Annotated in this window: 20 protein-coding genes, 1 tRNA gene and 1 rRNA gene; 9 read left to right on the plus strand and 13 right to left on the minus strand. The window is 55.0% G+C overall.

Translation table 11 applies throughout. The features are described from left to right. Positions 1 to 13 precede the first annotated feature (13 nt). Positions 14 to 129, plus strand: a 5S ribosomal RNA gene (rrf, locus tag BMW97_RS16335). A gap of 240 nt (positions 130 to 369) precedes the next feature. Here the strand turns inward: rrf and BMW97_RS16340 are convergent. The 6 genes from BMW97_RS16340 to aspA form a co-directional block, all read right to left on the minus strand. Then, positions 370 to 445: transfer RNA gene (locus tag BMW97_RS16340), tRNA-Phe, on the minus strand. 127 nt (positions 446 to 572) lie between these two features. Further along, positions 573 to 1148, minus strand: a complete 576-nt coding sequence (locus tag BMW97_RS16345; RefSeq protein WP_021240733.1) for a transcriptional regulator — start codon at positions 1146 to 1148, stop codon at positions 573 to 575. A gap of 49 nt (positions 1149 to 1197) precedes the next feature. Next, the gene (locus BMW97_RS16350) at positions 1198 to 2889 is read right to left on the minus strand and encodes a protein-disulfide reductase DsbD (RefSeq protein ID WP_045909559.1); all 1692 of its coding nucleotides are present in this window, start codon (positions 2887 to 2889) and stop codon (positions 1198 to 1200) included. Then, entirely contained in the window at positions 2865 to 3188 is a 324-nt protein-coding gene (gene cutA / locus BMW97_RS16355) for a divalent cation tolerance protein CutA (protein ID WP_014168278.1), read from the minus strand. The genes BMW97_RS16350 and cutA overlap by 25 nt, the downstream gene beginning before the upstream one ends. Positions 3189 to 3301: 113 nt before the next feature. Next, a complete protein-coding gene (locus tag BMW97_RS16360) occupies positions 3302 to 4603 on the minus strand; it encodes an anaerobic C4-dicarboxylate transporter (protein ID WP_024907357.1) in 1302 nt (433 codons plus the stop codon). Between the two features lie 115 nt (positions 4604 to 4718). Beyond that, the gene (gene aspA, locus BMW97_RS16365; RefSeq protein ID WP_003855923.1) at positions 4719 to 6155 is read right to left on the minus strand and encodes an aspartate ammonia-lyase; all 1437 of its coding nucleotides are present in this window, start codon (positions 6153 to 6155) and stop codon (positions 4719 to 4721) included. A gap of 335 nt (positions 6156 to 6490) precedes the next feature. On the opposite strand from aspA, the gene BMW97_RS16375 reads away from it, so the two are divergent. Continuing rightward, positions 6491 to 6955, plus strand: coding sequence for an FxsA family protein (locus BMW97_RS16375; RefSeq protein WP_023616652.1), 465 nt, complete (start codon positions 6491 to 6493; stop codon positions 6953 to 6955). A gap of 36 nt (positions 6956 to 6991) precedes the next feature. Here BMW97_RS16375 and yjeH read toward each other — a convergent pair whose 3' ends face one another. Next, positions 6992 to 8212 (minus strand): L-methionine/branched-chain amino acid transporter, encoded by a 1221-nt coding sequence (yjeH, locus tag BMW97_RS16380; RefSeq protein WP_045909558.1) that lies wholly within the window; start codon positions 8210 to 8212, stop codon positions 6992 to 6994. A 179-nt stretch (positions 8213 to 8391) separates the two neighbouring features. On the opposite strand from yjeH, the gene BMW97_RS16385 reads away from it, so the two are divergent. Next, positions 8392 to 8685: a co-chaperone GroES gene (locus BMW97_RS16385; protein WP_003855929.1), complete on the plus strand. Its 294-nt coding sequence runs from the start codon at positions 8392 to 8394 to the stop codon at positions 8683 to 8685. Positions 8686 to 8716: 31 nt separating this feature from the next. Further along, on the plus strand, positions 8717 to 10360 hold the full coding sequence (gene groL / locus BMW97_RS16390) for a chaperonin GroEL (protein ID WP_008502946.1): 1644 nt from the start codon (positions 8717 to 8719) through the stop codon (positions 10358 to 10360). Positions 10361 to 10425: 65 nt separating this feature from the next. Here groL and iadA read toward each other — a convergent pair whose 3' ends face one another. From iadA to BMW97_RS16405, 3 genes are read right to left on the minus strand one after another with little or no spacing between them, the layout of a single operon-like run. Next, positions 10426 to 11589 (minus strand): beta-aspartyl-peptidase, encoded by a 1164-nt coding sequence (gene iadA, locus BMW97_RS16395; RefSeq protein ID WP_045909557.1) that lies wholly within the window; start codon positions 11587 to 11589, stop codon positions 10426 to 10428. A gap of 10 nt (positions 11590 to 11599) precedes the next feature. Continuing rightward, positions 11600 to 12061: a YjiG family protein gene (locus BMW97_RS16400; protein WP_045909556.1), complete on the minus strand. Its 462-nt coding sequence runs from the start codon at positions 12059 to 12061 to the stop codon at positions 11600 to 11602. Beyond that, entirely contained in the window at positions 12042 to 12704 is a 663-nt protein-coding gene (locus BMW97_RS16405) for a nucleoside recognition domain-containing protein (protein ID WP_045909555.1), read from the minus strand. Before BMW97_RS16405 ends, BMW97_RS16400 begins: the two co-directional genes overlap by 20 nt. A 231-nt stretch (positions 12705 to 12935) precedes the next feature. Here BMW97_RS16405 and BMW97_RS16410 point away from each other — a divergent pair, with 231 nt between their 5' ends. Next, positions 12936 to 13289, plus strand: a complete 354-nt coding sequence (locus BMW97_RS16410; protein ID WP_090393000.1) for a DUF4156 domain-containing protein — start codon at positions 12936 to 12938, stop codon at positions 13287 to 13289. 65 nt (positions 13290 to 13354) lie between these two features. Here the strand turns inward: BMW97_RS16410 and epmB are convergent, their stop codons facing one another. Continuing rightward, a complete protein-coding gene (gene epmB, locus BMW97_RS16415; protein WP_045909553.1) occupies positions 13355 to 14383 on the minus strand; it encodes an EF-P beta-lysylation protein EpmB in 1029 nt (342 codons plus the stop codon). A gap of 40 nt (positions 14384 to 14423) precedes the next feature. Between epmB and efp the strand changes: the two genes are divergently transcribed. The 3 genes from efp (at position 14424) to ecnB (ending at position 15434) form a co-directional block, all read left to right on the plus strand. Further along, positions 14424 to 14990 carry an elongation factor P gene (efp, locus tag BMW97_RS16420; RefSeq protein WP_008502940.1) on the plus strand — a complete coding sequence of 189 codons (567 nt, stop codon included), beginning with the start codon at positions 14424 to 14426 and terminating at the stop codon, positions 14988 to 14990. 57 nt (positions 14991 to 15047) lie between these two features. After that, on the plus strand, positions 15048 to 15179 hold the full coding sequence (locus tag BMW97_RS16425) for an entericidin A/B family lipoprotein (protein WP_024907352.1): 132 nt from the start codon (positions 15048 to 15050) through the stop codon (positions 15177 to 15179). Between the two features lie 108 nt (positions 15180 to 15287). Next, positions 15288 to 15434 (plus strand): lipoprotein toxin entericidin B, encoded by a 147-nt coding sequence (gene ecnB, locus BMW97_RS16430; RefSeq protein WP_003025482.1) that lies wholly within the window; start codon positions 15288 to 15290, stop codon positions 15432 to 15434. Positions 15435 to 15471: 37 nt separating this feature from the next. Here the strand turns inward: ecnB and BMW97_RS16435 are convergent, their stop codons facing one another. Continuing rightward, positions 15472 to 16071, minus strand: a complete 600-nt coding sequence (locus tag BMW97_RS16435; protein WP_045909552.1) for a response regulator transcription factor — start codon at positions 16069 to 16071, stop codon at positions 15472 to 15474. 261 nt (positions 16072 to 16332) lie between these two features. Here BMW97_RS16435 and sugE point away from each other — a divergent pair, with 261 nt between their 5' ends. After that, complete coding sequence (gene sugE, locus BMW97_RS16440) at positions 16333 to 16650, plus strand: quaternary ammonium compound efflux SMR transporter SugE (protein WP_008502938.1); 318 nt, start codon at positions 16333 to 16335, stop codon at positions 16648 to 16650. Here sugE and BMW97_RS16445 read toward each other — a convergent pair. Next, the gene (locus BMW97_RS16445) at positions 16647 to 17177 is read right to left on the minus strand and encodes a lipocalin family protein (RefSeq protein WP_045909551.1); all 531 of its coding nucleotides are present in this window, start codon (positions 17175 to 17177) and stop codon (positions 16647 to 16649) included. The two genes, sugE and BMW97_RS16445, sit on opposite strands and share 4 nt — an antisense overlap. Positions 17178 to 17267: the final 90 nt, after the last annotated feature.

The raw sequence follows: 17267 nt of genomic DNA on the forward strand, positions 1-17267 counted from the left end.
TTAACAGAATTTGCCTGGCGGCTTTAGCGCGGTGGTCCCACCTGACCCCATGCCGAACTCAGAAGTGAAACGCCGTAGCGCCGATGGTAGTGTGGGGTCTCCCCATGTGAGAGTAGGGAACTGCCAGGCATCAATTAAGAAGAACCCCGTACCGTAAGGTGCGGGGTTTTTTGCTTTGCAGGCCAGAAAACATGCCGGATGACGGCTTCGCCTTATCCGGCCGACAAAACCTGCAGGCCCGGTAAGCGCAGCGCCACCGGGCATGGCAGACCGCACGATCCCACGGTAAAAAGAAGCAAGAATACTAAAGAAGGGATTTATAAACGCAGAAAAGCAAAAACCCAGCCATAGGCTGGGTTCTTTAAATAGTGGTGCCCGGACTCGGAATCGAACCAAGGACACGGGGATTTTCAATCCCCTGCTCTACCGACTGAGCTATCCGGGCAACGGAGCGCATTAAACCGCAATCGCGCCTTATCGTCAACATTATTTCGGGAAAAGCTGTTCAGTTGCTTAACTTTGCGGCAATCTGATGGTTTACGCGTCGAATAGGGCAAATTTAACAGGCTCGCTTACGTCAATGCCCCACCCATACGGCACTGAGCAAAGCGCAGAATATCTTCCGCCAGTCGGTGCGCCGTATCTACGTCGGCCTGGCTACGGTTCACCAGCATGCGGCTCAGGCAGCCCTCCAGCACCAGCTCCATCTGTTTCGCCACCATTGCCGGGTCATCCACTTCAAGACGGGTCAGCAGCTCGTGAGTGAAGTCATGCGCTGCCCGTTTTTGCTGATCCGCCAACTGGTGGACAGGATGGTCGGGATCGGGATAGAACGTACAGGCCGCAATAAACAGGCAGCCCGGATAGCGGTTGTTGCTGACACATTCCGTCAGGGCGGTATAACGCGCCAGCAGCTTTTGTTCCGCAGTCAGTTCTTCATTCAGCATCAGCTGCCTGCGCCAGATATCAACCTGCTGGCTAAGATAGCGTAGAGCATCATAAACGAGCGCCTCTTTATCTGGCCAGAAGCGCTTAAGATCATCCAGGGGGTAATCGATACGGTCGGCTACCATCTCAAGCGTGGTGCTGGCGATCCCATAAATCTCAAGTAATTGCAGGGCTTGTCCCAGTACGTCTTCGCGTTGCACGGTTGTCTCCTCCGCTATTCCCAACGGTGTGTTACGTTTACAGTGTTGTTTACGGTTGGCGATTGCGCAAATGTGCGCTGAATGCCGCGGCATCCATAAAGCCGGTTACACGCTGTTCTGGTTGCTCCTGACCCTGTTGATTGAAGAACAGGATGGTTGGCAGCCCGAGCACGCTAAGCTGCTTCAGCAGAGCCTTATCCTGCGCATTATTGGCGGTTACGTTCGCCTGGAGCAGAACAGTCTCTTTCAGGGCGTTTTGTACCTGAGGATCGCTAAAGGTGTATTTTTCAAACTCTTTGCAGGCGACGCACCAGTCGGCATAGAGATCGAGCATCACCGGCTTGCCTTTTGCCTGTGCGAGCGCGCTGTTGAGCTCATCAACGTTCTTAATCTGGATGAAGTTCAGATGCGCCTGCGTCTGGCCGACCGGCGAGCCGAACGCCCAGTCCTGAAGAGGACGCACGCTCACCAGCGCGGCGGCGAGCAGGAGGATTTGCACCAGGCGCATCCACGCTTTTTTCGCCCCCAGACTGACGATAAACGCCCAGGAGAAGAACGCTACACCGAGCATCGCCCAGAGGCGAGTGCCCCATACGTCACCCGTTATGCGTTCCAGCAGGAACACCGGCAGCGCCAGAATCACAAAACCAAATGCGGTTTTCACCGTCTCCATCCACGGGCCGCTCTTCGGCAGAAGTCGATTGCCGAAAACCGTAACCAGAATCAGCGGCAGGCCCATGCCCAGCGCGTAAAGGTACAGCGTACCGCCGCCAAGCCACAGATTGCCGCTCTGGGCAATATAGAGCAGGATGGCGCTCAGCGGTGCGGTGGTGCAAGGGGAGCAAATCAGTCCGGCGATGGCCCCCATCATAAACACGCCGCCTGCCGAACCACCCTGCTGGCGATTACTCATCAGCGTTAAGCGGGTTTGCAGAGCTGACGGTAACTGCAGCGTGAACAGGCCAAACATCGACAGTGCCAGCAGGATAAATATCGCCGACAGGCCAATCAGCACATAAGGGTGCTGAAGTGTGGCCTGGAACTGCAACCCGGCAGCGGCGACCACAAGGCCGAGTGCCGTGTAGGTCAGCGCCATACCCTGCACGTAAATAAAGGCCAGCAGCAGCGCGCGGGCGGTGGAAAGGCGCTGTTTGCCGCCCAGCACAATCCCAGAGATGAGTGGATACATCGGCAGCACGCACGGCGTAAAGGCAATGCCGATACCGATCAGCAAGGCCCACAGCGCGGAGAACGGAAGGTCAGCGGGAGCTTCACGCTTCTCGCCTGAAGGAAGAGGGGGAACCGTGGCAGAGGCTTTCACTTCACTAAGCGGAACCACCTTTGTTTCAGGCGGATAGCAGAATCCGGCATCCGCGCACCCCTGATAGGTCACCGTCAGGGTCGCACCTTTATCCGCCTGATTCACCGTAACAGGCATGCTCAGGTGCTGGCGATAGATTTCGCTTTTGCCGTAAAACTCATCTTCATGCCACTCGCCAGAGGGCATCTGTAAAGCGCCCACGCTGGCCTGAGCAGGCGTAATGCTTACCTGCTTGCGATAGAGGTAATAGCCCTCTTTCACCTGCCAGTTAAGCGTAAGGACATGCTGGTTTTGCTGAAAATCGAAAACAAACGCCCGATCGGCAGGAATGAAGTTCGAACGGCCGGGCGCGTCAAACAACCCGGCAAATACTGATGTGCTGCACAGCAGCAGGATCAGCGTAAGGAAGCGTTGAGCCATGAGAGATAGTCGTTATCGCCATGAACCACTGGCAGGACCAGCAGCTCCGGGGTTTGGTAAGGATGATGAGATTTGAGGCAGTCCAGGAGTGCCTGCTGATTCGCCAGATTGGTTTTGAGCAACATCTGGACTTCGTACTCTTGCTCCAGCTTACCTTCCCAGTAGTAAAGAGAGGTCGCGCCGGGGAGGAGCGTGACGCAGGCTGCCAGTTTTTCGGCCAGCACTTTGGCGGCGAGATCCTGGGCAGAGGCTTCATCAGGGGCGGTACACAGTACGACAACGGCATCAGGCGTGTTCACAAGTCGACCTCCTCATCACGAAAGGTTTCACTATATCACGCAAGGCGGTTGGTCATTAATGAAACGGGCCGCAGAGCGGCCCGATTTTAACTATTTTTACAACCGGGAACGGTTTACAGCACCACGCCACCGATGATAAAGCCGAGGATCACGCAGAGTGAAATGGCGACCACGCCCGGGATCAGGAACGCATGGTTAAACACATACTTACCGATACGGGTTGAGCCTGTGTCGTCCATCTCAACGGCCGCCAGCAAGGTTGGGTAGGTAGGCAGCACGAACAGGGCAGAAACAGCAGCAAACGAGGCGATAGCGGTTAACGGGGTGACGCCCAGCATCAGAGCCGCAGGCATCAGCGCTTTGGTGGTCGCTGCCTGAGAGTAAAGCAGGGTAGCCGCAAAGAACAGCACGACCGCCAGCAGCCATGGGTAGTTATGCAGCAGGTCGCCTGCTACGGTCTGAATGTCGCTAATGTGCGCTTTCACGAAGGTATCACCGAGCCACGCCACACCCAGCACGCACACGCAGGCGCTCATACCGGATTTAAAGGTGCTGGCGTTCAGCACTTCGCTGGTATCGATTTTACAGGTGATGCTAATCAGCGTTGCGATGGTCAGCATGAACACCACAATCGCTTCGTTACGTGGCAGGACCGGGTTCTGGATCAGCCCCACGGTATCGCTGATGGCGGTCGCATAGAACATGACGGCGACAATCCCAATCAGGAACAGCAGCACGGAGCGTTTCGCATGTGGCTTCAGTTCGAAGACCTGGCTGCCGCGCAGGCTCACTTCACCTTTTGCCAGACGCTCCTGATAAACCGGGTCGTCTTTCAGTTCAGCGCCGAGGAAGTTACACAGCACGGCGGTAATCATCACCGCAATCAGCGTCACCGGGATACAGATCGCCAGCAGCGTCAGGTAGCTCACGCCCATCGGCTCCAGGATACCGGCGAAGAAGACCACCGCCGCGGAAATCGGCGAGGCGGTAATGGCGATCTGGGACGCGACGACGGCAATAGAGAGCGGACGCGACGGACGGATACCCTGTTCTTTCGCCACTTCGGTAATCACCGGTAACGTGGAGAAAGCGGTGTGGCCAGTACCGGCGAGAATGGTCATAAACCAGGTCACCAGCGGAGCAAGGAAGGTAATGTATTTAGGGTGGCGGCGTAGCATGCGTTCCGCCAGGCTTACCAGGTAGTCCATACCGCCTGCCACCTGCATGGCGGCAATAGCGGCAATAACAGCCATGATGATTTCGATAACGTCGAACGGGATAGCGCCGGGTTTAATCTGAAAGATAAGGGTAAGAACGAGCACTCCAAGACCGCCGGCAAAACCGATGCCGATACCCCCGAGTCGTGCTCCCAAATAAATCGCCAACAAGACGATGACGAGTTCTGCTCCAAACATAAGGACCTGCCTTGCTTATTAACAAGTTGATATTGAATTGTTGTATTTTGGTAACGCCTAAAAAGAAAAAAGGCACGTCACAAGTGACGTGCCTTAAGAAGCCTAGCCTGAACGGTTACTGTTCGCTTTCATCGGTATATCGTTTCGCTTTATATGCCGGGTGCATCAGGTTTTGGGCCGAGAAGATATCGTCCAGCTCGGCTTCGGTCAACAGCCCGCGCTCCAGCACCACTTCACGCACGCTCTTACCGGTTTCGGCACAAATCTTACCGACGATGTCGCCGTTGTGGTGGCCGATGAACGGGTTGAGGTAGGTGACGATCCCGATGGAGTTATAGACATAACCTTCACAGACTTCTTTATTCGCCGTGATGCCGTTAATGCATTTTTCCAGCAGGTTGTAGCAGGCGTTGGTCAGAATGTGGATAGATTCAAACATCGCCTGGCCAATTACCGGCTCCATCACGTTCAGCTGCAGCTGACCCGCTTCAGAGGCCATGGTTACGGTCGTATCGTTACCGATGACTTTAAAGCAAACCTGATTCACTACTTCTGGCACGACCGGGTTCACTTTGGCCGGCATGATGGATGAACCCGCCTGCAGTTCTGGCAGGTTGATTTCATTCAGGCCAGCGCGCGGACCGGAAGAGAGCAGGCGCAGGTCATTACAGATTTTGGACAGTTTCACCGCCAGACGTTTCAGCGCGCTGTGTACCATGACGTAGGCGCCGCAGTCGGAGGTCGCTTCAATCAGGTCTTCTGCAGGCACAACCGGCAGGTTGGACACTTCAGCCAGCTTCTGTACCGCCAGTTGCTGATAGCCATCCGGGGTGTTCAGACGCGTACCGATGGCGGTGGCGCCCAGGTTCACTTCCAGCAGCAGCTCGGAGGTACGCAGCAGGTTTTTGGTCTCTTCGTTCAGCAGTACGTTAAACGCGTGGAATTCCTGACCGAGGGTCATCGGCACCGCATCCTGCAGCTGGGTACGACCCATTTTCAGAATGTCCTGGAACTCAACCGCTTTACGCTGGAAGCCATCGCCCAGCTGGTTAATCGCATCCACCAGTTTCACCACGGAGGCATACACCGCAATTCGGAAGCCGGTTGGGTAGGCGTCGTTGGTGGACTGGCATTTGTTGACGTGGTCGTTCGGGTTCAGGTACTGGTATTCACCTTTCTGGTGACCCATCAGCTCCAGGCCAATGTTTGCCAGTACTTCGTTAGTATTCATGTTGACGGAGGTGCCCGCGCCGCCCTGATAGACGTCAACCGGGAACTGATCCATGCATTTGCCGTTGTTCAGCACTTCATCGCAGGCCGCGATAATCGCATTTGCCGCGCTTTTAGGAATGGTTTGCAGCTCTTTGTTGGCCAGGGCTGCGGCTTTCTTCACCATCACCATGCCACGAACAAACTCAGGGATGTCGCTGATTTTGCTGTTGCTGATGTAGAAGTTTTCAATCGCTCTCAGAGTGTGGACACCGTAGTAGGCATCCGCTGGAACTTCCCTGGTACCCAACAAGTCTTCTTCGATACGAATGTTGTTTAACATGTGAACCTTCTTTTCAAGCTGCCGATGGATTGTACTAAACACACAGTATTTATGTGGTTTTGAATATTTTCTGGCCGACGATTATTCCCTCAATCAGCCAGATGCTCGAGATCATATGCTGATGATAGCGAATTGCCGTAAGCTGGATCACTTATTATCGAGCCGATTCCATGATAATTATTAATCTGTGAAATGGGTCACCGCTTTAATATTTCCAAAAAAAATATCCGTGCAAACTGATTGAATTTTCGCTAACCGTCACCATCTCATACAAACGCGCGTCGCGAACACATTCAGACAGGGGCCCGATGGCCTCTGCCACACAGGAGATGCCAGTGCGCTGGATACCGTTTATTGCTTTCTTTCTCTATGTTTACATTGAGATTTCCATTTTCATCCAGGTTGCCCATGTGCTGGGCGTCCTGCTGACGTTGATTCTGGTGATTTTCACCTCCGTCATCGGCATGTCGCTGGTGCGTAATCAGGGTTTCAAAAATTTCCTGATAATGCAGCAGAAGATGGCCGCAGGCGAAAGCCCGGCGGAAGAGATGATCAAAAGCGTGTCGTTGATTATTGCGGGGCTGCTGCTGATTCTGCCAGGGTTCTTCACCGATTTCCTCGGCCTTCTGCTGCTTCTTCCGCCGGTGCAAAAGCACCTGACCATGAAGCTGCTGCCGCATCTGCGCTTTAGCCGTATGCCCGGCGGTGGGTTCAGCACCGGGCCTGGCGACACGTTTGAAGGGGAATATCAGCGTAAGGATGAACAGCACGACCGTCTGGACCACAAAGACGATCGGTGATTTTGTTGCCCGGTGGCGCTTCGCTTACCGGGCCTACTAAAGCGCCAGCCACAACACCGCCAGCATGACGATGGCATACACGCTCTTCCATCCCACCATCGCCAGCAACAGCAGGCACAGCAGCCCCCCAACAACCGCCAGTGCTTTATAACGGCCTTTCAGCAAACGGCAGCCCGCCAGCATACACAGCAGGTAGATCATAATAAAAATGCCGTTGGCATAGACGAGCAGCGTATCCAGATTGATCTTCAGGGCGTAAATACACAGCGTACTCAGCACGCAGCAGCCCAGTACGGCATTCAGGGCATTCAGCGGCAGCTGGCGTTTAGACAGGCGCGCGAGGCGGTTATCAGGTTTATCCAGCGCCTGCGACCACACCAGACGGGCAAAGCTCTGGATATAAATGTTGAGGCTGGCAAAACAGGCCAGATAGCCGATAACGCAGGCGATCCACAGCGCCTTCACACCAAACAGTTCAACCACGATACCCGGCAGCGATGCCGCGGCGGCGAGATCCGCGCCGAACGCGTGGAAGTGCAACACCAGCACGGTACACGCCCAGTAGACCGTACCCGCCAGCAGCAGGCCGATCATCAGCGCGCGGGGGAAATCACGTTCAGGTTGCTTAAATTCCGACGCCAGATGGGCAAAGGCTTCCAGACCGACAAAACACCAGAACATGACGGAGAGCGCGGCAAAAAGCTGCGCGTGGTCGATGTCTGTTACCGCCGGGAAGGGAATCTCCTTTACGGTGATATCGCCCGCCCACCAGATAGCGGCCACAAGCGCGACAATCAGCACTGCAACCAGCGTCTGCAGGTTGGCGCTGGAGCTGGCGCCGCGTGAGCCCACCCACCAGACGATAGCCAGCGTCCCCAGCTCGGCCAGCAACAGCTGCTCATGATGCCAGCCAAACAGCGCCTGCCCAAAACCTGTCGCAATATGCAGCGCCGCCGGGAGGCCAACCGGAATGACGGAGAGAAACAGCCAGCCGGTCACTCGCTCCAGCCGTGCGCCAAAGGCCAGGCCGACAAAGTGCGCCACGCCGCCCGCGCTGGGGAAATGCCGCCCCAGGATGGCAAACACAATGGCTATCGGGAAAACCAGTACAATCAACACCGGCCACGCCCACAGGCTGTTATTTCCTGCCACCAGCGCCGCCAGTGCGGGTACGGCAAACACGCCCGTACCTAACAAGGAGGTTGAGAGCAGGCCAACGCCCTGCGCCAGCCCCAACTCCTGCTTGAGTCCACTCATTGACATCGCCCTGCCAATACCAAAAGAGAGGCGATGGTAACACTTTCGCAAATTTTTTTTTCAACTCCCCCTTGAAGGGGTAAAAAGCTATCCCCATCTCTCAGGGCACTAGTCGGAAAACCGCATGCGGGCCGGCGTCATCCATAACTGATAATGACTTTCTCAAAGGAGAGCTATCAATGAGTATTCGTCCGTTACATGATCGTGTGATCGTCAAACGTAAAGAAGTTGAAACCAAGTCTGCTGGCGGCATCGTTCTGACCGGTTCTGCAGCAGCCAAATCAACGCGTGGCGAAATCATCGCTGTCGGTAAGGGCCGCATCCTGGAAAACGGAACTGTGCAGCCGCTGGACGTTAAAGTTGGTGACATCGTAATTTTCAACGATGGCTACGGCGTGAAATCCGAGAAGATCGACAATGAAGAAGTGTTGATCATGTCCGAGAGCGACATTCTGGCAATTGTTGAAGCGTAATTTACGCACGAGAATTTGAGGAAATAAGAACATGGCAGCTAAAGACGTAAAATTCGGTAACGACGCTCGTGTAAAAATGCTCCGCGGCGTAAACGTACTGGCAGATGCAGTTAAAGTGACCCTGGGCCCGAAAGGCCGTAACGTAGTGCTGGATAAATCCTTCGGCGCGCCAACCATCACCAAAGATGGTGTTTCTGTAGCACGTGAAATCGAGCTGGAAGACAAGTTCGAAAACATGGGCGCGCAGATGGTGAAAGAAGTTGCCTCTAAAGCGAACGACGCTGCAGGCGACGGTACCACCACCGCGACCGTTCTGGCGCAGGCGATCATCACCGAAGGTCTGAAAGCCGTTGCGGCGGGCATGAACCCAATGGATCTGAAACGTGGTATCGACAAAGCTGTCGCTTCCGCTGTTGAAGAACTGAAAGCGCTGTCCGTACCGTGCTCTGACTCTAAAGCCATTGCTCAGGTAGGTACTATCTCCGCTAACTCCGACGAAACCGTGGGTAAACTGATCGCGGAAGCGATGGATAAAGTCGGTAAAGAAGGCGTGATCACCGTTGAAGACGGTACCGGTCTGGAAGACGAACTGGACGTGGTTGAAGGTATGCAGTTCGACCGCGGTTACCTGTCCCCATACTTCATCAACAAGCCAGAGACTGGCGCTGTTGAGCTGGAAAGCCCGTTCATCCTGCTGGCTGACAAGAAAATCTCCAACATCCGCGAAATGCTGCCAGTGCTGGAAGCCGTTGCGAAAGCAGGCAAACCGCTGGTTATCATTGCTGAAGACGTTGAAGGCGAAGCGCTGGCGACCCTGGTGGTTAACACCATGCGCGGCATTGTGAAAGTGGCTGCGGTTAAAGCACCTGGATTCGGCGATCGTCGTAAAGCGATGCTGCAGGATATCGCTACCCTGACCGGCGGTACCGTCATCTCCGAAGAGATCGGTATGGAGCTGGAAAAAGCGACCCTGGAAGACCTGGGTCAGGCAAAACGCGTTGTGATCAACAAAGACACCACCACCATCATCGATGGCGTGGGTGAAGAAGCCGCTATTCAGGGCCGCGTAGGTCAGATCCGTAAGCAGATCGAAGAAGCGACTTCCGATTACGACCGTGAAAAACTGCAGGAGCGCGTAGCGAAACTGGCAGGCGGCGTTGCGGTAATCAAAGTCGGTGCTGCGACCGAAGTTGAAATGAAAGAGAAAAAAGCTCGCGTTGACGATGCCCTGCACGCGACCCGTGCTGCGGTAGAAGAAGGCGTGGTTGCAGGTGGTGGCGTTGCGCTGGTGCGCGTTGCCGCTAAACTGGCTGGCCTGACTGCTCAGAACGAAGACCAGAACGTGGGTATCAAAGTTGCGCTGCGCGCAATGGAAGCCCCTCTGCGTCAGATCGTGTCTAACGCCGGTGAAGAGCCATCTGTAGTGGCGAACAAGGTTAAAGCGGGCGAAGGTAACTACGGTTACAACGCTGCAACCGAAGAATACGGCAACATGATCGACTTCGGTATCCTGGACCCAACTAAAGTGACCCGTTCTGCTCTGCAGTACGCGGCCTCTGTTGCTGGTCTGATGATCACCACCGAGTGCATGGTGACCGACCTGCCAAAAGGCGATGCGCCTGACTTAGGTGCTGCTGGTATGGGCGGCATGGGCGGAATGGGCGGCATGATGTAATCATGTTGTTCTGAACCTCTCAGAACGAACCCCGGGCAGAAATGCCCGGGGTTTTTTATTGCGTGCTATTCGAAAGTCCCTTTGACGCATACAGCCCCTTCACGTACCATCTGGCGGCCTTTGGCCCAGACGTCGCGGATCTGCAGATCATCCGTCAGCACCAGGAAATCGGCATCGCATCCGGGCGCGATCCGGCCCTTATGTTCCAGACCGAGAAACGCCGCCACGTTTTGCGTAAACGGAAGAAGCGCCTCTTCCAGCGGCAACTGATGTCGGTTGACCAGCTGTTGCAGGGTTTCGAGCAGGGATTCGAACCCCGCTACGCCTATACCCACCAGATTGCCGCTCTCATCAAATTTCGGCTGGCTGCCGTTACCGTCAGAACTGAGCGTAAGCCGGTTAAACGGCACCTGCGCCTCGCGGGCCATCACGATGGCGCTGGCGGCGTCAATCGGTTCGCTGATGCTGGTCGTGATGTCGATATAGCCGCCTTCGCGGGCATAGTTCAGCGCGGCATGGAACAGCGCCTGGGCGCGGTTAACGTGGGTTGGCAGCAGTTTTACGCGGGGAACGTCGGCGTTATGCAGGATGCTTAATAGCGGCTCCAGCAGCTTTGGGCTGTTGCCGAGGTGAAACACGGATATGCCCGCTTTGGCACCCAACAGCCCACCTACGCGAGACTGGGCAGCCATACTGGCGAGCTGGTGGTCTGCTGGCGCGGAAGAACGATGGTCAGAGATTGCGCATTTCACGCCGATAATTTTGTCTATCAGCGCCACGTCTTTTTCGACACTGCCGGTGATTGTCGGTGAAGGCAGCCCGTACGCGCCCGTCAGCATCCATGCGCTGATCCCTTCATGTTCGAGCGCCCGCGTTTTTGCCAGCAGCGATTCAGGATGGCGGGTTACGCCGTCGGTGCCGAGCAGGCCAACAACGGAGGTGATGCCTGCGGCCACGAGTGCAGACAGGCGAACCTCTGGCGTGCGGGTGTGAGGGCCTGCCTCACCGCCGCCCCCGATCAAATGCACATGCTGGTCGATAAACCCCGGGCAAACCACCGCCCCGGCGAGATCGCTTTCCGGGCAGTCTGGCCTCGTTGTTCCCTGGCTCGCTTTTTCGATCGCCACGATTTTCCCCGCAGCGATCAGCAGATCGCAACGTCCTTTATCCTCCGGAGCGAAGAGATGCGCGTTGCGGAAAAGGTGGGGGGTCAGCACTGAAAAATCCATTTTTATCTCCTCAGAAGAGTAGCTGCATCACCCACATCGAGATCAGGGCATTAATGACGCAAAGAGTAATAATATGCGGATAATATTTTGGGTTCACGCCGGCGGTCCCCAGGCAGCGGCCGGTGTTTTGCACCGGATTGCCCATCAGATAGATGGCGGGCAGCAGGATGGTAGCATCGTGGCCGTTGAGCGTGCCGGCGGCGACCAGGCTGGCGCAGACGCCCACGCCGCCCCCCATACTCATCACCGAGGCCAGAAGAACCGTTGCCGCCGCGCCCGGAAGGCCCCACAGCGCCATAATCGGCTCACATAGTTTGCCGACAATATCCAGCAGGCCGGTGACCTTGAGCGCCTGAATGATGACAAACGCCATGACGACGTTCGGCAACAGGCTGGTGGTGGCGATGGTAAAGCCGCGGCGGGCGCCATCAATAAACATATCCATGATATTTTTACGCGGCTGGGCGATCATGTTCTTCCTCCTGAAGACGATTTTCCATGTGGGCGATCCACAGGCGCAGGACGTTCGCGCCAACAAACTTAAACACCAGAATGACGGCCAGCGGCGTAATCACCGGGACGGTAATGAAGGTGAAGAGCGCGGCACCGGAAGAAAAATAGTTAGTAATGATGGCGCTACCGCTGGTCTGGAAGGTGGCGAAAATAGCGCGCTCCTGGTCCGTAATCGCGCCTTCATCGGTTAACTCTTTGGTCATCCCTGCCGCCGCATCGGTGTTTTGCAGGTTGGCAATCAGCGCCAGGGAGCAAACGCCCGGCACACCAAGCAGCGGACGTAAAACAGGCGTCATAAGCTGCTGCGCGGCACGCAGCCCGCCCAGACCTTCGGTGACGGCAATAATACCGAGCGATAAGATGACCGAGGGAGCCAGCTCAAGGGCAAACAGAAAACCGTCTTTCGCCCCCGTTCCGCCCGTTCCGCGAAACGTCAGGGCGCCGTTAACCGGGCCAAAGCTGCCGTTTAAGACGGTAAAGTCCAGCACGCGCCACCAGTCAGTGCTTTTTGCGAAAAAACCGGAGAAAAAAACGATGGTCAGCACAAACGCCAGATAGCCCACCCACGTCACTCTTTCCTCTCCTGAGGATGATGCACTCATGTAACCTCCTTTTCGTTGCGTACAAAAGTTGTACGTCGCATCACTAAAAACGATCGGAGAAGAAAACACGATATCCCAAAGGCCAATATCAGAATTCATTTAGGATATCAGGGACGGGATGACTGGAATCAGGCCCGCAGAATTGCTCAACGTTTTTCTTTTGGTCATCTTTTAGGTATAAGATTTACACACGGACAACTACTGTCCAGCTTATTGAAAACGAGGAATAACATGCGCGTAAAAGTCTGTGCAGGGATTGTAGGGGCAGCACTGCTGCTGGCGGGGTGTAGCTCCAACAATGAGCTGTCGGCAGCGGGCCAGGGCGTTCGCTTTGTGGAAGATAAGCCTGGCACTGAATGCCAGCTGTTAGGCACGGCAACCGGTGAGCAAAGTAACTGGATGTCAGGGCAGCATGGCGAAGAAGGCGGCTCAATGCGCGGTGCGGCGAATGCCCTGCGTAATCAGGCTGCGGCAATGGGCGGCAACGTGATTTACGGCGTAAGCAGCCCAACGCAGAGTATGCTGTCCAGCTTCGTGCCGACCGCCAGCCAGATGACGGGCCAGGTCTATAAGTGCCCGAACTGATGTAATGTGCTGATGGCGCTGCGCCCGGCCCTGTAGGGCAGGTAAGCGTAGCGCCACCTGCCTTTTTAGTGCTGCCGCAACTGCAAATCCAGCGGCGTCTTGCTCGGCTCTCCGCCAATCTCACGTGCCAGCTTCGGCACCATATAGCCTGAAACCAGCGTTAACAGTTCGCGCATAATCTGCCGGGCTTCTTCATCCGTCACCATGAAATGCGCCGCGCCCTGAACGCGATCCAGCACGTGCAGGTAATACGGCATCACGCCCGCATCAAACAGGGCATTGCTCAGATCGGCCAGCACGCGGGCGCTGTTATTCACGCCGCGCAGCAGCACGCTCTGATTCAGCAGCGTCACGCCCGCTTTACGCAGTCGCGCCATCGCCGCGCAAAACGCATCGTCAATTTCGTTCGCGTGGTTAATATGATTCACCAGCAGCACCTGCAGGCGGGACTGCTCCAGGCGTGACACCAGGCCGTCGGTGATCCGTGCCGGAATGACAATCGGTAAGCGGCTGTGAATGCGCAGGCGCTTAATGTGCGGGATGGCTTCAAGCTGAGTCAGCAGCCAGTCCAGCTCATGATCTTTCGCCATCAGCGGATCGCCGCCGGAAAAAATAATCTCATCCAGCTCCGGATGGGCGGCAATATAGTCCAGCGCGACCTGCCAGTTGCGTTTATTGCCCTGATTTTCGGCGTACGGGAAGTGCCGGCGGAAGCAATAACGACAATTTACCGCACATCCGCCTTTGACCAGCAGCAGGGCGCGGTTGAGATACTTATGCAGTAAACCCGGCACCACGCTGTTCTGCTCTTCCAGCGGATCGGTGCTGTATCCCGGCGCAGTAATGAATTCATCCTGCGAAGTAAGCGTTTGTTTTAATAGCGGATCGTCGGGGTTGCCTTTCTCCATCCGCGCCACAAACGCACGGGGAACGCGCAGGGCGAAAAGGCGCTTTGCCTCGCGGCCTGCAAGCAACTCTGGGTGCTGATCGAGGTCTAAAAGACGCAGCAATTCATCAGGACTGGTGATTACATCGGCAAGTTGCGATAACCAATCTTCTCTGGACGGGGTGTTTAGGGTTACAATATGCGCCATTTTGTGGCTTAGCTACCAGTTAACAAATTTAGAGGGCCTTATGGCAACGTACTATAGCAACGATTTTCGTGCTGGTCTTAAAATCATGATGGACGGCGAACCGTACGCGGTTGAAGCCAGCGAATTCGTTAAACCAGGTAAAGGCCAGGCATTCGCACGCGTTAAGCTGCGCCGTCTGCTGACCGGTACCCGTGTTGAGAAAACCTTCAAGTCTACTGACTCTGCTGAAGGCGCTGATGTTGTTGATATGAACCTGACCTATCTGTACAACGATGGCGAGTTCTGGCATTTCATGAACAACTCCACTTTCGAACAGCTCTCTGCTGATGAGAAAGCGGTAGGTGACAGCGCTAAATGGCTGCTGGATCAGGCTGAGTGCATCGTGACCCTGTGGAACGGCCAGCCTATCGCGGTGACCCCACCAAACTTCGTAGAACTGGAAATCGTTGAAACCGATCCAGGTCTGAAGGGTGATACCGCAGGTACCGGCGGTAAGCCAGCCAAACTGTCTACCGGCGCAGTGGTGAAAGTGCCACTGTTCGTACAGACTGGCGAAGTGATCAAAGTGGATACCCGCTCCGGCGAATACGTGTCCCGCGTGAAGTAATTTACGTATGACTGAAGGCGCAGCGCCCGCTGCGCCTGATTTTTGCAGGCAGGGATGATGAAACGTACCGTTAAAATTCTGCTTCTGTTAGCGCTCTCCAGTGCATTACTTTCCGGCTGTAACACCACGCGTGGAATGGGACAAGATATCCAGGATCTGGGTCATATCATTTCTCACGCCGCCAGCTAAGTTCGTCTAATTTTCCTAAAAATGTGTCCTTTTCCGTCAACCAGCGGGATTTTGTCTATCCTTAAGTTGCTATACACAAAACAACTTTGGCTATAAAAGGAAGATATTATGGTTAAGAAGACAATTGCAGCGATCTTTTCAGTCCTGGTACTTTCTTCAGTGTTAACGGCCTGTAATACCACGCGTGGCGTCGGTCAGGATATTTCTGAAGGTGGTAGCGCAATCTCTGGTGCGGCAACAAAAGCTCAGCAGTAACGAATAAACGGTACGGGACCAGTCGGGTTTCGTACCGTCAGCTTTCTGATTCCTGCAGGGATAAGAACGGAGAAAAACGCGTATCCATATGTAATTTCATGCGGATATTGCGTTTATAGGTATAAACCGTTTTTCCATTGATACTGAGGTGAGCGGCAATTTTTTGATTGCTCGCGCCGTCCATCCACAATGTCAGCACCTTCTCTTCCTGGCGGGTCAGCAAGGGGGCCGCCGCCGTTGGTCTGTCAGCGCATGCGCGCGAGCGTAATGCGTCGTTGATAACCGTCGCCACTTCTTTGAGACTGGCGTTTTTCAACAGTGACGACCACACCGGGAACTTCCCAAGCCAGTCGGTCATGCCGCTGTCCTCTCCCGACTGCAGTAAAATAAACGGTAAGCGTTCACTGGCGTTAAGCAGAGAAGAGAGTTGCTGAAAATGGTGAATATCCTGCCTGAAGCCGTACAGGTCAGCGATGACCAGCGCAGGTTTCCATTGCAGAATGTGTTCTCTGGCAAGAAACAGATTATTCAGCCCGGTCACAACGTAGTGTCCCGGGAACAAACCGGAATGATTGAGCCATGCTTCAAACCCCGCGCGGGTGAAGTGACAACGGTCAATCAAAAGAATTTTGAACATATTTTATTCGCAGTCGGCTAGTGGTTTGGCTTCCTGCCATCAGAAAGCACATCATCATAGAGAAGTCGGATGAGTGCTAAAAGCCGGAACTCCGCGCCATACTGCGGCTATTTCTTGCCTTAACGTGTTCAGCAAAAAATGATTGAAAAAAAATAGCACGCTAACCACAATAGGGGGCGTAATCTCTGCCTTACGGGACGACCCGTAAGCGTTTCTTTCACCGGGGACGGCCCCAACTTGCATTAAGTTAAGGAGCCTGACATGTCCTGGATCATTCTTTTTATTGCTGGCCTGCTCGAAGTGGTATGGGCGATTGGTCTCAAGTACACCCACGGATTTACCCGCCTGACGCCCAGCGTCATTACCGTTACCGCCATGATCGTCAGTATCGTTCTGTTATCCTGGGCGATGCGCTCTCTGCCTGTGGGAACGGCTTATGCCGTCTGGACGGGTATTGGCGCGGTGGGGGCTGCCATCACCGGCATTCTGCTGCTTGGCGAGTCAGCGAGTCTGGCGCGTATCGCCAGCCTCGCGTTAATTGTGGCCGGAATCGTTGGGCTTAAGCTCAGCACCCACTAATGGGGCTGTTTTACCCAGATAAGTTTTGACACATCAAACCCTTGCCGGGTCGCGACGTCCAGCATCTGCTGCTTCATTTCGGGTGAAAGAGTTGGCGTGCGGGAGAGTATCCACAGGTAGTCGCGATCCGGCCCGCAGACCAGCGCGTGACGGTACTCTCTGTCGAGCGCGATCACGTTATAGCCGCCATAAAACGGGCCAAAGAAAGAGACCTTGAGCGCGGCTCGCCGCGGGTCACCAGTGAAGTACGCTTTCCCAACCGATTGCTGCCACATCTCACGATCGGGATTATAGCCCCGGTTGATCACCTGAATACCGCCATCATCCATCGGACTGTAATTCGCAGTGACCTTCTCTAAGCCCTGCTCAAACCGATGGTCGAGGCGCGCGATTTCATACCATGTTCCAAGGAAGCGTTGTGCATCAAAAGGCGTGACGACGGTAACGCCAGGCGGTGGGGTAGGAGAACTGCAGGCAACCACTAAAAACGCGGCTGTCACCGCGGCGATAACAGGCAGAATGCGCATAGGAGTTTCCTTACTGTTTTTTGTTAAGTGTAGATGACAGCAGGAAAAATGCGGAAGAGTGTGCGGGGTATTTCGCCGCACACCGTGGAT

The organism is Enterobacter sp. NFIX58 (genome assembly GCF_900110475.1).
GTDB lineage: Bacteria > Pseudomonadota > Gammaproteobacteria > Enterobacterales > Enterobacteriaceae > Enterobacter > Enterobacter quasiroggenkampii.

Bases quoted from the DNA above. Each gene is read 5' to 3' on its own strand.
- BMW97_RS16350 (WP_045909559.1), bottom strand. From the start codon at position 2,889: ATGGCTCAACGCTTCCTTACGCTGATCCTGCTGCTGTGCAGCACATCA.
- BMW97_RS16360 (WP_024907357.1), bottom strand. From the start codon at position 4,603: ATGTTTGGAGCAGAACTCGTCATCGTCTTGTTGGCGATTTATTTGGGA.
- aspA (WP_003855923.1), bottom strand. From the start codon at position 6,155: ATGTTAAACAACATTCGTATCGAAGAAGACTTGTTGGGTACCAGGGAA.
- yjeH (WP_045909558.1), bottom strand. From the start codon at position 8,212: ATGAGTGGACTCAAGCAGGAGTTGGGGCTGGCGCAGGGCGTTGGCCTG.
- BMW97_RS16385 (WP_003855929.1), top strand. From the start codon at position 8,392: ATGAGTATTCGTCCGTTACATGATCGTGTGATCGTCAAACGTAAAGAA.
- groL (WP_008502946.1), top strand. From the start codon at position 8,717: ATGGCAGCTAAAGACGTAAAATTCGGTAACGACGCTCGTGTAAAAATG.
- iadA (WP_045909557.1), bottom strand. From the start codon at position 11,589: ATGGATTTTTCAGTGCTGACCCCCCACCTTTTCCGCAACGCGCATCTC.
- BMW97_RS16400 (WP_045909556.1), bottom strand. From the start codon at position 12,061: ATGATCGCCCAGCCGCGTAAAAATATCATGGATATGTTTATTGATGGC.
- BMW97_RS16405 (WP_045909555.1), bottom strand. From the start codon at position 12,704: ATGAGTGCATCATCCTCAGGAGAGGAAAGAGTGACGTGGGTGGGCTAT.
- BMW97_RS16410 (WP_090393000.1), top strand. From the start codon at position 12,936: ATGCGCGTAAAAGTCTGTGCAGGGATTGTAGGGGCAGCACTGCTGCTG.
- epmB (WP_045909553.1), bottom strand. From the start codon at position 14,383: ATGGCGCATATTGTAACCCTAAACACCCCGTCCAGAGAAGATTGGTTA.
- efp (WP_008502940.1), top strand. From the start codon at position 14,424: ATGGCAACGTACTATAGCAACGATTTTCGTGCTGGTCTTAAAATCATG.
- BMW97_RS16425 (WP_024907352.1), top strand. From the start codon at position 15,048: ATGAAACGTACCGTTAAAATTCTGCTTCTGTTAGCGCTCTCCAGTGCA.
- ecnB (WP_003025482.1), top strand. From the start codon at position 15,288: ATGGTTAAGAAGACAATTGCAGCGATCTTTTCAGTCCTGGTACTTTCT.
- BMW97_RS16435 (WP_045909552.1), bottom strand. From the start codon at position 16,071: ATGTTCAAAATTCTTTTGATTGACCGTTGTCACTTCACCCGCGCGGGG.
- sugE (WP_008502938.1), top strand. From the start codon at position 16,333: ATGTCCTGGATCATTCTTTTTATTGCTGGCCTGCTCGAAGTGGTATGG.
- BMW97_RS16445 (WP_045909551.1), bottom strand. From the start codon at position 17,177: ATGCGCATTCTGCCTGTTATCGCCGCGGTGACAGCCGCGTTTTTAGTG.